General features: G+C 71.3%; 12 protein-coding genes and 1 pseudogene. 4 read left to right on the top strand and 9 right to left on the bottom strand.

Going from position 1 to position 13,886, the window contains the following annotated elements:
- Positions 1-207 precede the first annotated feature (207 nt).
- The 3 genes from nirD to ACWDZ6_RS01595 are packed head-to-tail and all read right to left on the bottom strand — an operon-like array spanning position 208 to position 4,392.
- Positions 208-558, bottom strand: a complete 351-nt coding sequence (nirD, locus tag ACWDZ6_RS01585) for a nitrite reductase small subunit NirD (RefSeq protein ID WP_451501223.1) — start codon at positions 556-558, stop codon at positions 208-210.
- Positions 555-3,176, bottom strand: a complete 2,622-nt coding sequence (nirB, locus tag ACWDZ6_RS01590; RefSeq protein WP_451501224.1) for a nitrite reductase large subunit NirB — start codon at positions 3,174-3,176, stop codon at positions 555-557. The genes nirD and nirB overlap by 4 nt, the downstream gene beginning before the upstream one ends.
- Complete coding sequence (locus ACWDZ6_RS01595; RefSeq protein ID WP_451501225.1) at positions 3,163-4,392, bottom strand: NAD(P)/FAD-dependent oxidoreductase; 1,230 nt, start codon at positions 4,390-4,392, stop codon at positions 3,163-3,165. Before ACWDZ6_RS01595 ends, nirB begins: the two co-directional genes overlap by 14 nt.
- Before the next feature lie 271 nt (positions 4,393-4,663).
- Here ACWDZ6_RS01595 and ACWDZ6_RS01600 point away from each other — a divergent pair, with 271 nt between their 5' ends.
- A complete protein-coding gene (locus ACWDZ6_RS01600; protein ID WP_451501226.1) occupies positions 4,664-5,449 on the top strand; it encodes a sulfite exporter TauE/SafE family protein in 786 nt (261 codons plus the stop codon).
- A 96-nt stretch (positions 5,450-5,545) separates the two neighbouring features.
- Here ACWDZ6_RS01600 and ACWDZ6_RS01605 read toward each other — a convergent pair.
- From ACWDZ6_RS01605 to ACWDZ6_RS01615, 3 genes and pseudogenes are all read right to left on the bottom strand, one after another.
- Positions 5,546-6,171, bottom strand: a pseudogene (locus ACWDZ6_RS01605) (class F sortase).
- A 127-nt stretch (positions 6,172-6,298) separates the two neighbouring features.
- Positions 6,299-6,808 carry a hypothetical protein gene (locus ACWDZ6_RS01610; protein WP_451501227.1) on the bottom strand — a complete coding sequence of 170 codons (510 nt, stop codon included), beginning with the start codon at positions 6,806-6,808 and terminating at the stop codon, positions 6,299-6,301.
- 637 nt (positions 6,809-7,445) lie between these two features.
- Entirely contained in the window at positions 7,446-8,207 is a 762-nt protein-coding gene (locus ACWDZ6_RS01615) for an aminotransferase class IV family protein (RefSeq protein WP_451501228.1), read from the bottom strand.
- 83 nt (positions 8,208-8,290) lie between these two features.
- On the opposite strand from ACWDZ6_RS01615, the gene ACWDZ6_RS01620 reads away from it, so the two are divergent.
- The 3 genes from ACWDZ6_RS01620 (at position 8,291) to ACWDZ6_RS01630 (ending at position 9,912) form a co-directional block, all read left to right on the top strand.
- Positions 8,291-8,950 carry an NADPH-dependent FMN reductase gene (locus tag ACWDZ6_RS01620; RefSeq protein ID WP_451501229.1) on the top strand — a complete coding sequence of 220 codons (660 nt, stop codon included), beginning with the start codon at positions 8,291-8,293 and terminating at the stop codon, positions 8,948-8,950.
- A 165-nt stretch (positions 8,951-9,115) separates the two neighbouring features.
- Positions 9,116-9,448 (top strand): divalent-cation tolerance protein CutA, encoded by a 333-nt coding sequence (gene cutA, locus ACWDZ6_RS01625; protein ID WP_351445182.1) that lies wholly within the window; start codon positions 9,116-9,118, stop codon positions 9,446-9,448.
- The gene (locus ACWDZ6_RS01630) at positions 9,445-9,912 is read left to right on the top strand and encodes a gamma-glutamylcyclotransferase family protein (RefSeq protein WP_451501230.1); all 468 of its coding nucleotides are present in this window, start codon (positions 9,445-9,447) and stop codon (positions 9,910-9,912) included. The genes cutA and ACWDZ6_RS01630 overlap by 4 nt, the downstream gene beginning before the upstream one ends.
- A gap of 7 nt (positions 9,913-9,919) precedes the next feature.
- On the opposite strand, the gene ACWDZ6_RS01635 is transcribed toward ACWDZ6_RS01630, so the two are convergent.
- The 3 genes from ACWDZ6_RS01635 to ACWDZ6_RS01645 all read right to left on the bottom strand — a co-directional run bounded on the left by ACWDZ6_RS01635 (position 9,920) and on the right by ACWDZ6_RS01645 (position 13,612).
- Positions 9,920-12,115: a molybdopterin oxidoreductase family protein gene (locus ACWDZ6_RS01635; protein ID WP_451501231.1), complete on the bottom strand. Its 2,196-nt coding sequence runs from the start codon at positions 12,113-12,115 to the stop codon at positions 9,920-9,922.
- Positions 12,116-12,343: 228 nt separating this feature from the next.
- Positions 12,344-12,925: a TIGR03086 family metal-binding protein gene (locus ACWDZ6_RS01640; protein ID WP_451501232.1), complete on the bottom strand. Its 582-nt coding sequence runs from the start codon at positions 12,923-12,925 to the stop codon at positions 12,344-12,346.
- 72 nt (positions 12,926-12,997) lie between these two features.
- On the bottom strand, positions 12,998-13,612 hold the full coding sequence (locus ACWDZ6_RS01645; protein ID WP_451501461.1) for a SanA/YdcF family protein: 615 nt from the start codon (positions 13,610-13,612) through the stop codon (positions 12,998-13,000).
- Positions 13,613-13,886 lie beyond the last annotated feature (274 nt).

Here is a 13,886-nt window from a genome sequence, read left to right on the forward strand (position 1 = left end):
CCACCGCGGACGACGAGGCCGCCGCGGTGTCCGGCGTTCAGGACCGGCGGGCGACCGGGGGCCACGGGCCGGCCCGACCGCACGGGCCGGGCCGACCGCACCGGCCGGCGCGTTGCCGGGCCGCCCCCCACGGCCCACGCCGGACGGCCGCTCACGCGTCGCGGGCAATCAGGGCAGTGGCCCGTGACGCGTGAGCGGAGTCAGCGGTCAGTGCAGCCGTACCTCGTAGGCCGTCACCGATACCGAATCGTCGTCCAGGCAGCGTCCCGTCGCCAGGTCGAAGCGCTGCTTGAGCAGCGGCGAGGCGACGAAGGGGCCGTCGGGGGACGAGCCGACGAGGCCCCGGGAGAGGACCTGGGCCCCGGCGAAGGGGTCCTGGTTGTCGATGGCGTACGGAGTGCCCTCGCGGTCCAGGAAGACCGCGGCCTGGCGGCCGTCCGGCAGCAGGGCCGCGACTCCGCGGCCCGGAGTGAGCAGGGACAGCGTGCAGAGCGCGAGCCACTCCCGGCCCAGGCGGAGCTGGACCTGCGTTTCCGTCTTTTCGGGTGCGATCGTCATCGGGTGGCGGTACCTTCCAGGACTTCCAGCGGGCGGATGGTCAGCAGCGGCAGATCGGGCTTGACCTGGCCGCGCTCGGGCACGAACTTCACCGTCGGGTCCGGGACATCGGGCGCGTTCACGAAGGAGACGAAGCGGCGCAGCCGTTCCGGGTCGTTGATGGTCTCGGACCACTCGTCGCGATAGCCGGCGACATGGTCCGCCATCAGCGACTCGAGCTCGGCGCAGATGCCCAGCGAGTCATGGACGACCACATCCCGTACGTGACCGAGGCCGCCCTCGATCCGCTCCAGCCAGGTCGAGGTGCGCTCCAGCCGGTCGGCGGTACGGATGTAGAACATCAGGAACCGGTCGATGAGCCGGACCAGTTCCGCGTCGGAGAGATCCTGCGCGAGCAGATCCGCGTGGCGCGGGGTCGCGCCGCCATTGCCGCCGACGTACAGGTTCCAGCCGTTGGCCGTGGCGATGACGCCGAAGTCCTTGCTCTGCGCCTCCGCGCACTCACGCTGGCAGCCGGAGACCGCCGACTTCAGCTTGTGCGGGGAGCGCAGGCCCCGGTAGCGCAGCTCCAGATCGATGGCCATCCGGACCGAGTCCTGCACGCCGTAGCGGCACCAGGTCTGGCCCACACAGGACTTCACGGTGCGCAGCGCCTTGCCGTACGCATGCCCGGACTCGAAGCCCGCGTCCACCAGCCGCGCCCAGATCAGCGGCAGTTGGTCGACGCGCGCGCCGAACAGGTCGATCCGCTGGCCGCCCGTGATCTTCGTGTAGAGCCCGTAGTCGCGGGCCACCTCGCCGATCACGATCAGCTTCTCCGGAGTGATCTCGCCGCCCGGAATGCGCGGCACGATCGAGTACGAACCGTTCTTCTGCATATTGGCGAGGAAGTGGTCGTTCGTGTCCTGCAGCGCGGCCTGCTCGCCCTCGAGCACATAGCCGTCGGCGCCGATCGTCGGCGCCAGCGAGGCGATGATCGAGGCGACGGCAGGCTTGCAGATCTCACAGCCGTTTCCGCCGCGGGCCGCCTCGCGTCCGTGCGCGTCGAGGAGCTTCTGGTACGAGGCGATCCGCAGTGCGCGCACGGTTTCGTACAGCTCCTGGCGGGTCTGGGCGAAGCAGGCGCACAGGCCCTTGTCGACCTCGACACCCGAGGACTCCAGCTCGGCATTGACCAGCTGGCCCAGCACCTTGACGCAACTGCCGCAGCCCGTACCGGCCTTGGTGCACTTCTTCACCTCGGGCACGGTCGTGCAGGAGTGCTCGGTGACCGCGCCGCGGATGGTGCCCTTGGTGACGTTGTGGCAGGAGCAGATGACGGCCTCGTCGGGCAGCGCCGCCGGGCCGAGCGCCGCCGGCGCGCCGATCCCGGCCGGCAGCACCAGCTGTTCGGGCGAGAGCGGCGGGATCGAGCCGGTGAGCGGGCGCAGCATGCCGTAGGAGTCGGCGTCACCGACCAGTACCCCGCCGAGCAGCTTGCCGTCGGCGCCGATCACCAGCTTCTTGTAGACGCCGCTGCGGGAGTCGGAGTAGACGACGTCCAGGCAGCCCTCGCCGGTGCCGTGCGCGTCGCCGAAGGACGCCACGTCCACGCCCAGCAGCTTGAGCTTGGTGGAGGTGTCGGCGCCCGTGAAGCCGCCCGCCTTTCCGGCCTCGCCGGCGATGGCGTCCGCGGCCACCTCAGCCATCTCGTATCCGGGCGCGACCAGCCCGTACACCCGGCCGTCGGCGGCCAGCGCGCACTCGCCGATCGCGAACACCGCCGGGTCGCTCGTACGGCACTGCTCGTCGACCGTGATGCCGCCGCGTTCACCCACGGTGAGCCCGCTCTCGCGCGCGAGCTGGTCCCTGGGCCTTACGCCGGCCGAGAAGATGACCAGGTCGGTGTCGATGGACGAGCCGTCCGACAGCGCCATCGCGGTCACCGTGCCGTCCTCGCCCGCCGTGATCTCCTTACCGCCGACGCCGGTGTGCACGTTCAGGCCCATGTTCTCGACGGTGCGGCGCAGCGCGGCGCCGCCGCCCTCGTCCACCTGCAGGGACATCAGCCGCGGATTGAACTCCACGATGTGCGTGGTGAGTCCCAGCCCCTTGAGCGCCCCGGCCGCCTCCAGGCCCAGCAGCCCACCGCCGACCACGGTGCCGGTCGTGCAGTTCTTGGCGTACTCCTCGATCGCGAGGAGGTCATCGATCGTGCGGTAGACGAAACAGCCCTCGCTGTCCTTGCCGGGCACGGGCGGGACGAAGGGGTACGAGCCGGTGGCGAGGACGAGAGTGTCGTACGCGAAGGTCCGCCCGGCGCGCGAGGTGACCGTGCGCGCCTCCCTGTCGATGGTCTCCGCCGGGTCGTCGAGATGCAGCTCGATGCCATGGCGCTCCATGAAGTCGCCCTCGACGAGGGAGAGTTCGTCGGGCGTGCGGCCGGAGAAGTACGAGCTGAGCCGGACCCGGTCGTAGGCGGCGCGGGGCTCCTCGCACAGCACGACGATTCGCGCGCGCCCGGTCAGGCCGCGCTCGGCGAGGGCCTCCAGGAATCGCTGGCCGACCATGCCATGGCCGACGACCACGATCGTGGGAGTCGTGGGGGTGGACATCGCAGGCATGTCAGAGGCCTCCATCGTTGGTGAGCAGGTGGAGCAGGGGCACGGTGTCGGGGAGGGCCTCGTCGCCTTCCCAGGCCCGGGCGAGCGCGCCGACCGCGGCGAGATCTCCGAGCAGCACCCCGCCGACGAGCCGGTCTCCACGGACGACGACCTTGCGGTACGCGCCCCTGGTGGCGTCGGCGAGCTGGACCACGTCGTCTCCGGGCCGGGGAGTCGGATCGCCGAAGGCGGCGAGATCGAGCGGGCCGGCCGTGGCGGGTCCGGGCCCGGTGAGAGTGAGCCGGGTGAGGGCGCGGGTGCCGGTGTACCGGGGCGACGCCGGGCCGAGTGAGGGTGCCGCGGTGAGTGCCGGCTCCGAGGTGAGTACGCGGGCCAGGACGTCCGCCTGTTCCAGGGCCGGACCCGCCAGGCCGTACACCTGGCCGTTGTGTTCGGCGCAGTCGCCGATGGCGTATATGTACGGGTCGGAGGTGCGCAGTTCGTCGTCGACGACGATGCCGCGGCGCACCTCAAGACCGGCGGCGTGCGCCAGACCGACGCGAGGGCGCACTCCGCAGGCGAGTACGACGAGCTCCGAGTCGAGGACATATCCGTCGGCGAGCTCGACCGCCGTACCGCGCAGGCCCCTCACCCGGCACTCCGTGTGAACCTCCACGCCCAGCGACTCGAGGTGGCCGCGCAGCAACTCCGAAGCGGACACGTCCAGATGGCGCTCCATCAGATGCTCGCCCTGCTGGGCCAGCACCACCCGGGCACCGCGCGCGGCCAGCGCGCGGGCGGCCGAGACACCGAGCAGACCGCCGCCGACGACGACCGCGTGGATCCCGGGGCGTACGGCGGCGGACAGCGCCGTGCAGTCGTCGAGGGTGCGGAAGGGGTGCACACCGTCGGGAAGCTCTCCGGCCAGTCCGCGCAGCGGGGGCAGCACCGGGTTGGATCCGGTGGCCAGCACCAGCCGGTCGTACGCCACCGAGGTGCCGTCCGCGCAGTGCACGAGCCGCAGGTCCCGGTCGATCGCGGTCGCTTGTACACCGCGCCGTACCGGCGCCTCGGGCAGGGCTATCACCTCGGGGCCGTAGCGCCCGGCGAGAACCTCCGCGAGCAGCAGCCGGTTGTACGGCGCGTGCGGCTCCTCGCCGAGAACCGTGACGTCGGCGCCGCTCACGCCGAGCTGCCGCGCAAGCCGCACGCCCGCCGTTCCGCCGCCGATGACCACGATCTCCGATTTCATACCCGCAGCCTGCGGCGCCGGTGTTACCCGACAGGTCTTCTGCTGTTTCCCTCGGGGAACGCTGCGCTCAGCGCGGCGCGGGACGGGGTGTGAGGGGTGGGCCCGCCCGAATCGCCGGCCTCCGTACCGGGGCGACCGGTACGGGACCGCAGGCCGGGAGCCTCGGCGCTTGCCCGCCTCGACGGTTCACCGGCCGCCGGAACCTCAGACGTCGCTCAAGTCCGGCGGGATCGATGGACTGGGCACTCATCTCCTCCGTAGGGTCGCGACCATGCCCGACATATCGCTGACCACACTCGTCTTCCTCTGCCTCGCCGCCGCGGCGGCCGGCTGGATCGACGCGGTGGTGGGCGGCGGCGGGCTGCTGCTCCTGCCCGCCCTGCTGCTCGGCCTGCCGCACGTCCAGGCCGCCCAGATCCTCGGCACCAACAAGGCCGTGGCCATCGTCGGCACCTCGGGTGCCGCCGTCACCTATGTGCGCAAGGCCCCGGTGCAGGTGAGGTCGGCGGTAAGGATCGGACTGGCCGCGCTCGCGGGCTCGATGGGCGGCGCGTTCTTCGCGGCCGGCATCAGCAGCGACGTACTCCGGCCCGTGATCATGGTGGTGCTGCTCGGTGTCGCGGCCTTTGTGATGCTGCGCCCCACCTTCGGCACCGCCGCGGACGCCGGTAAGGGACCCGTCACCCGCGCCCGCACCGTCACGGCGATCGTCCTCGTCGGCGGCGGGATCGGCTTCTACGACGGGCTGTTCGGGCCCGGTACCGGCACCTTCCTGGTCCTCGCGCTCACCGCCGTACTCCATCTCGACCTGGTGACCGCATCGGCCACCGCCAAGATCGTCAACATCTGCACCAACGGCGGGGCGCTCGCGATGTTCGCCTACCAGGGCACGGTGATGTGGCAGCTGGCCGCACTGATGGCGGTGTTCAACCTGGCGGGCGGCATGTTCGGCGCCCGGATGGCGCTCAGGAAGGGCAGCGAGTTCGTCCGCGGAGTGCTGCTCGTGGTCGTCTTCTCGCTGGTCGCGAAGCTCGCCTTCGACCAGTGGACGGCTTAGGTCCGCCGGACGGCTCAGGTCCGCGTCCGCCGCCGAGCGGTACGGCACCGTGCCGTTCGTCCACGGCCGAGAGGCACGGCACCGTATCGCGGAAGATCACGCCGACGGAGCGGGCCGCGCCCCGATGAGATGCGCGTACGCCACCACATTGCCCTGGTAGCCGGTCTCCTTCGTGAAGCCGCCGCCACAGGTGATCACCCGCAGCTCGGCCCGGTCCTTCGGTCCGTAGACCTTCTCGTCCGGGAAGGCGTCGGCCTCGTACACCTCGATCGCGTCGATGGTGAACACGGCGGTACGGCCGTCCTTGCGGGTCGCCTCGATCCGGCCGCCCTTCTTCAGCGCACCGAGGTTGTAGAAGACCGCGGGCCCCTGCGCGTTGTCGACATGCCCCGCGACGATCGCCGTGCCCTTGGCGCCCGGGGCGGTGCCGTCCTTGTACCAGCCGGCGAGGTTGCGGCCGGCGGCACGCTCAGGCTGCCGTCCTTGCCGATGCCCAGCAGCATGACGGGGGCGTCGACGCGGATCTCGGGTATGCGCAGCCGTACCGGTTCGGACGGCGGCAGCGGGTCGGCGGACGCTTCCGTGTAGTGCCCCGGACCTGCCGCGAAGGCCTCGGCGGCCGACGGCATCGGCGGGGTCACGTCCTCCGAGCCGTTCTGGACCAGCCAGAGACCGACACAGACGGCGACGACCATGCCCCAGCCGCCTCCCCTGGCGGTCATGGGTCCTCGGCAGTCATCCGGTCCCCCGTACGAATCTCCCCATGCGAATCTCCCCCGCTCCCGCCAGGCGCGGTGGCCTGACGGGAACGGGGGCACGGCGGGACGCGGGCCGGTGCATACCGGCCCGTCAGCTGTCCTGCGCGCCGCTCGCCCGGCGGCGCAGGAACAGGATCCCGCCGACGGCGGACGCGGCCAGTACGGCCACACCCGCCGCGATCTGGGTGGTGTCGGGGCCGACGCTGCCGCCGACGCCCGTCCTCACATGGCCTCTCGGCCCGTCGTGGTGCCGCGCCATCAGGACGCCGGTGGCCCTGCTGCCGTTCTGGCAGGTCACGCTGATGGCGTAGGTTCCCGCCTCGGCGCCGTGGGGGATCTTGAACCGGCTGCCGGCCTCGACCTCCTTGTGCGTACCGGGCGAGACGCGCAACTGGCCCGCGCCGATCGGCCATGCGTCTTTGACGCCCTGGCCGTTGTCCGCGCAGGCGGTGGTGTTCTCGGTGACGGTCGCCCCCGGACCGGCGGGCGACGGAAATATCTCGAGCGGCTCGAAGTCCCCGGCGAACGCCGTGTGGGTGCCGAGCCCGGTCGTGGCGACTGCCGGCGCGGCAGTGGTCAGCAGACGGGCAGTGGTGCGCATGGCGGTCCTTTCCGGGGAAGCGCGGTGGTGCTCTGTGGCGTTCTCTCTCCGAGATAAGGCGCAGCCCGCCCACAACGCCTGCTGATGGGCAATCAGATTCGATGGCCTCGTTCGGCGTGTCGCGCTGGACGTGAGACGTCGTCGCAGGTCATCGCCGGTGACTGAGAACCAGATGGGGTGCGCGAAGCCGACGTGCTGAACGGGTGATGGGCACTCCGGGGTGCGGGGTGTCAGGCCGCCCCGAGGAGCGCGGCCGGCCGGGCGTGGAGTGCGGCGTGCGTAGCGCGGCCGGAGCGGAGTGCGGCGGGCGCCGCGAGGAAGCCCGGCGCGCCCGGGCGTCGCCGGAGGTGCCGGTGACCAGGGCTCCGACCTCCCGCGCGAGGAGAGTGCCGGCCGACGGGTCGGTGTCGTCCGGCCATGCTCCCGACTCCCGGAACGCAGCACGCAGCACGCAGCACGCAGCCGGAGAGCGCAGAGCGCGGAACGCGACGCCGTTCCGGCCGGACGCCGGATCGGCGATCTGTCAGGAGACCGGTCCCGGATTCCGTACTGCGGCGACGGCGGGCACCACGGCGCCCAGCAGCCGGCCCGCTTGCGCCGCGGCCTGGTCTGTGCGGCGGGGAGCGCGGGAGGGTTCTCAGATCAGGTCCCACTCCACCGCGTCGTACGCCGTCGTCACCGTCTTCATCAGCTCCGCATCCACCGCGTACTCCACCTCGTCGATCCGGCACACCGGCGCGATGCCCTGCGAGTTGGTGATGAACGCCGCCTCGTACGAGGGGAGATCGGCGAGTGTCACCCGGCGGCGCACCGACGGCAGCCGCGGCTCCAGCAGGGCCATCGTCATGCCGGGCAGTGCGGGGGCGTCCGGCCGGACCACTGAACCACCGTCCCAGAATGCGATGTTGGTGATCGCTCCCTCCGTCACAAGGCCGTCGGGAGTGGTCAGCAGCGCCTCGTCGAACCCGGCCCGGTCCGCGAGTGTCAGGTAGTGGTTCTGCCCGAAGCCGCCCAGATGCTTGATGTGCGGCATATCGCGGACGTACGGCACGGACATCAGTCTCTTCGGGTGCTCGGCCATCTTCTGCGGTGCCCGCACGGTCACCATCAGCGTCGCCCGCTCGTCGCCGTCCGGCCAGTAGACGTAGACCCGGACGGAGGCGTCGCGGGCGTCTGCCGCGCCCAGCGCGTGCCGGATGTCCTCCCGTACCCGCTCCCCGTCCAGGCTCGGGCCGAACAGCTCCCGAGTCGACGCGTCCAGCCGGCCGAGGTGGAGTGCGAGGCCGCGCACCCGGGCGTCCCTGACCTGCATGGCGGTGAAGTGCCCGTAGCTCGTGAGCGCGGGGAGGTGCAGCGCCTCCGCGGTGGCGGGCGCGCCGTTGATCTCTATGTACGTCATGCGCTCACCGTAGAGCGGGCAATGCGCCATGCGTTCTGAAGCGGCTTGACCTCAACCATGGTTGAGATACGAGGCTCTTCGGCATGGACCTCACGACGCCTGAAACCGTGCCCGTGACCGCGCAGGAATCCGCGCAGGAAGGAGCGCAGCCAAACCCGGTCGGCGCCCCGCCTCTGAAGCTCGCCGTCATTCTCGGCAGCAACCGCGAGGGCCGCTTCGGCCCGGTCATCGCCCAATGGTTCCTCTCCCGCACCGCCGGACGCGAGGACTTCGCCGTCGAACTGATCGACCTGGCCGAAGTGGATCTGCCCACCGTCCTCTCCCATCGCCCGGCACCCGAAGTGCGGGCCGAACTTGCCAAGACCACACCGAAGTTGGCCGACGCCGACGCCTTCGTCGTTCTCACGCCCGAGTACAACCACTCCTTCCCGGCCTCCATCAAGACCCTCATCGACTGGCACTTCGGCGAATGGCAGGCCAAGCCCGTCGGCTTCGTCTCGTACGGCGGAATCGCCGGCGGTCTGCGCGCCGTCGAGCAGCTGCGCCAGGTCTTCGCCGAAATGCACGCCGTCACCATCCGCGACACCGTCTCCTTCCACAACGTCGGCACCCAGTTCGACGACGAAGGACAGCACAAGGACCCCGCCGCCAGCGATGCCGCCGCGAAGACGATGCTGGACCAGCTCGCCTGGTGGGGGAACGCCCTGCGCACTGCCAAGTCGATCTGTCCGTACGCGGGCTGACGCCCGCGCCATCGCCGGGGCGCCGGGCACGAACACGCCGGGCTCGGCCGCGGCATTGGTCAGGGCCGGGGCGACGGGGCCGGGAAGGGGCCGTCGTGCGTACGGTGGCCTGACCGACCGGTAATGGACCGAGGTCCCGCCCTCACGGCCCGAAGGAGCTTGTCAATGGCCCAGGCACTGACCGTACTCACCGTGCTGACCACGACCGACAGCGCGGAGAAGGCGGAGGCTCTCGCCCGGGGTGCGGTGGAGTCGCGGCTGGCTGCCTGTGCGCAGATCTCCGCGCCGGTCACCTCCGTCTACCACTGGAAGAACGCGATCGAGACGGCGGAGGAGTGGCAGGTTCTGTTCAAGACCACCGAGGCCTGCTACGCCGCGCTGGAAGCGCATCTGACGGCCGCGCACGACTACGAAACGCCGGAGATCATCGCGACGCCGGTGGTGCGCGGCAGTGCGGCCTATCTGGCATGGATCGACGAGGAGACCGTGGCGCCGTGACCGAGTCCGAGTCCGAGTCTGATCCCGGGTCCGGGATCGAGCCCGAGCTCCCGTTCTTCGTATACGGGACGCTGCGCCCCGGCGAGTGCAACCACGACCTCTTCCTGCACGGCCGCACTGCCGCGGAGGAGCCGGCGCTGCTGGCCGGCGCGGTGCTCTACGAGGGCCCGGGCTATCCGTACGCCCTGCTCGACGCCGGTGCGGGCACGGTCGCGGGTGAGGTGGTGACGGCGGCGGCGGGGGAGTACGAGGAGCTCCTCGCCGTACTCGACCGGCTGGAGGAGTACGTCGCGCCGGGCCACCCGCGCAATCTGTACGAGCGGGTGGCCCGCGATGTCGTCCGGCCGGACGGCACGGCGGTCCGGGCCTGGGTGTACGTGGCGGCGCCGGGCCCGGCCCGGAAACTGCGCGCGAGTGGCACCCGCATCCGCGGCGGCGACTGGTGCGGCCGTACGAGCGGCTGACCCGCGCCTACCGCCGCTGTTCTTTCTGCTGTTCTTTCTGCTGTTCGCTGTGCCGTTCATCCTGGTGTGCGCGTTCCACCCGGACCGCGCACACCTTGAACTCCGGCATGCGCGAGGTCGGGTCGAGCGCCGGATTCGTCACCGAGTTGACCCGGCCCTCGCCCGGCCAGTGGAACGGCATGAAGACGGTGTCCGGACGGATCCCGGTGGTGATCCGCGCAGGCCCGACGGCCCGCCCGCGCCGCGAGACGACGGCGAGCGCATCCCCCTCGACGGCGCCGACACGTTCGGCGAGCTGCGGATGCAGCTCGACAAAGGCCCCGGGCGCGGCGGCGTTGAGCTCATCGACCCGCCGGGTCTGCGCCCCGGACTGGTACTGGGCGACGACCCGCCCGGTCGTCAGCAGCACGGGATACTCGGCATCCGCTTCCTCTGCCGCGGCCCGATGCCCGACGGCGATGAACCGGGCACGCCCGTCGGGAGTGGCGAACCGCTGCAGGAAGAGCCGCGGCGTACCGGGATGGGCGGTTCGGGGTACGGGCGAGTCATCGGCCGCAAGTCCACGGTCGTCCCGGGCAGCAGCAGGTTCCTCCGGGCACGGCCAGAACACCCCGTCCTCCTCCGCGATCCTCCGGTACGTGATGCCCGAGTAGTCCGCCGGGCCGCCCGCCGATGCCCGCCGGAGTTCCTCGAAGACCTCCTCCGGATCCGCCGGAAAGCCCTTCTCGTGGCCCAGCAGGCTTGCCAGACCGCCCAGAACCTCCAGGTCGCTCCGTACTCCCGGCGGCGCCGACACCGCCTTCCGGCGCAGCAGGACCCGGCCCTCCAGATTCGTCGTCGTGCCCGTCTCCTCCGCCCACTGGGTGACCGGCAGCACCACATCCGCCAGCGCAGCCGTCTCCGACAGCACCACGTCCGCCACCGCCAGGAAGTCCAGCGAGCGCAGCCGCTCCTCCACATGCCCGGCGTGCGGCGCGGACACCACCGGGTTCGAACCCATCAACAACAGCGACTTCACGTCCCCGCCCAGCGCGTCGAGCAGTTCGTACGCGCTGCGCCCGGGGCCCGGCAGCGTCTCCGGCTCCACTCCCCACACCCCGGCGACATGCGCCCGCGCCGCCGGGTCGTCCAGTTTGCGGTAGCCCGGCAACTGGTCCGCCTTCTGGCCGTGTTCGCGGCCGCCCTGGCCGTTGCCCTGACCGGTCAGACAGCCGTAGCCGGACAGCGGCCGTCCCGCCCGGCCCGTCGCCAGACAGAGGTTGATCCAGGCGCTCACCGTGTCCGTGCCCTTGGAGTGCTGCTCGGGCCCGCGCGCCGTGAGTACCATCCCGGACTCGGCGTCGCAGAACATCCTTACCACTTCCCGCAGTTCGGGCACGCCGACACCCGTGACGCGCTCGACGAACTCGGGCCAGTGCGCCATCGCGGCCGCCCTGGCGTCCTCCCAGCCGCTCGTGCGCTCGCTGACGAACTCCTCGTCCGTCCGTCCCTCCGCTACCACCACGTGCAGCAGCCCGAGCGCGAGCGCCAGATCGGTTCCCGGCCGCGGGGCCAGATGCAGATCGGCCTGCTCAGCGGTCCGGGTACGGCGCGGATCGATGACGATGAGCTTGCCGCCGTTCTCCCGGAGCTCGGTCAGATAGCGCAGCGCGGGCGGCATCGTCTCGGCGAGATTCGAGCCGACGAGGATCACGCATCCACTGCGCGGTATGTCCTCCAGCGGGAACGGCAGCCCGCGGTCGAGGCCGAACGCCCGCTGATGCGCGGCCGCCGCCGACGACATGCAGAAGCGCCCGTTGTAGTCGATCTGCGAGGTGCCGAGCACGACCCGGGCAAACTTCCCGAGCAGGTACGCCTTCTCGTTGGTCAGGCCGCCGCCACCGAAGACGCCGACCGCGTCGGGGCCGTACACCGCCCTGGTACGCCGCAGTCCCGTGGCGACCGTGCTCAGGGCCTCCTCCCAGGTGGCCGGCTCGAGCCTGCCTGTGGCGGGGCGTCGGACCAGGGGCTCGGTCAGGCGCACCCGGGAGGAGAGCAGTGCGGGCGCGGTGCGGCCCTTGCCGCACAGGGCGCCACGGTTGACGGGGAAGTCCGGTCGCTCCACCACTTCGACCGCCCCGGCTCTGCCGCGCAGACTCATGCCGCACTGCAGGGCGCAGTAGGGACAGTGGGTCGCGGTGGTGTCGTCGAGCGTGTCGGGCATAGCGTCAGCGTGCGACGCCCGTGTTACGCGGGCGGGCGCACCGCATTACGGTCCGGGTACGCCTGTCTCCGACTGCGCCCCGCTGCCCCGTGAGGCGCCGCTCACCTCGGCCTCTTCCGGCACAGGCCCTCTTCAGGCACGGTTCTCTCCCCGGCACGGTTCTCTCGCAGGCACGGGTGGCATTCACGCATGCGTCTCCCGCATGCCCGCGTGGGGTCGGTCACGGCGTCAGTCCCGGCGCCCCAGGAGGGCCAGCAGCCTGGTCTGGTGGCTGTCGCCCGGCGGCGGCTCGATGGGCGGGGCGAACAGGCCGGACTTCGACAGGCCCGACGCGTACGGCGTGACTTCGTCCAGCGCGAAGCCCACCAGCGCGGCCGGCAGCCGCTCCGGAGCGCCGATCCCACGGGAGAGGTCCCAGGTGTGCACCACGGCATCCGTGATCATCTGGGCGCAGTACGCGACGGCCGGTGTCTCCCCGTACGACAGCTGTACGGTCTGCTCCAGCGCCCCCGGGGCCGCGAACGCCTTGCGCGCGGCGCGTGCGGCGGCGTCCCAGGCGGCCTTCGGCTTCCTGCCGAGCACATCCCCGTCGTACGCGTCGCCGACCTCCTCGACGCTCGATCCGTCGGTCACCAGGGCGGGCACCCAGAGCTGTTCCGCAGTGAGGTGGTTGACGAGATCGCGTACGGACCAGTCGGTACAGGGCGTCGGAGCGTCCCACTGGTCGACCCCTACGGCATGCACGCGCTCGGTGAAGAGCGCGAGCGCCTCGGTGTGCCGGGCGAGGAGGGTTGCCACATGGTTTTCCATACGGCTCACTGTCGCGCTCCGTGGATGCCGACGCGAGTCGGTCGGCCGCCGTGGCGCTCGTGTCGCCGCGTGTCACCCGGCCGCTGCGGCCAGCGCTTCCTTCACACCGGGCTCCTTGGCGCCGAGGAATCGCGGATCAGGCGTGAGCGTGGCGTCCAGCGCGGCCTTGCCGGCGGCGAACATCTCCCGCGTCCCGCCGTAGTACCAGGTCGCGTCATGGGGCTCGGTGACCCCGACGCCGTACGATTCGACTCCGGCCGCCTGGCAGAGGGCGACGGCCCGCCGGATGTGGAAGCCCTGCGTCACCAGGACCGCCCGCTCCACGCCGAAGATCTTCTTGGCGCGGACGCACGAGTCCCAGGTGTCGAAGCCGGCGTAGTCGCTGACGATGCGGCCGTCCGGCACTCCGCGAGCGCTGAGATACGTCCGCATGGCATCCGGCTCGTCGTACTCGACCCTGCTGTTGTCGCCGGTGACCAGCACGACCTTGACTTTGCCCGCCCGGTACAACTCGGCGGCGGCGTCCAGCCGGTGCGCGAGGTAGGGCGTGGGCCGGCCCTTCCACAGCCCGGCCCCGAAGACGACGGCGACATCCTGTGCGGGCACCTCGGCGACGGTGCGGACCCGGCTGTCGGCGGCGGCATGCATCCAGGTCGCGGGCGCGAGCGCGAACACGCACGCGAGCATGATCGTCTGCACGATCCGTCGCTGGGTGCGTCGGGCGCGCGGCAGCTTCGGGAGCCGCAGCAGCTTCGGTCCTGATGACTTCGACGGCTTCGGAGTCTTGGCTGCTTTCGGTGCTTTCGGCGGCTTGGGTGTTCTTGGCGCCTTGGGTGCCTGCGATGCCTTCACGCCTGGTCAGACGCTGATCGTGGCCGATCGGTTCGGTCCACGGCACCGGAGGTTGCCGTCGCGTCGCGGTCGGGGCCTGTCACCGACCACCAGGCCGGCAGTTGTGTCG

It is taken from the genome of Streptomyces sp. NPDC002926 (assembly GCF_053591755.1).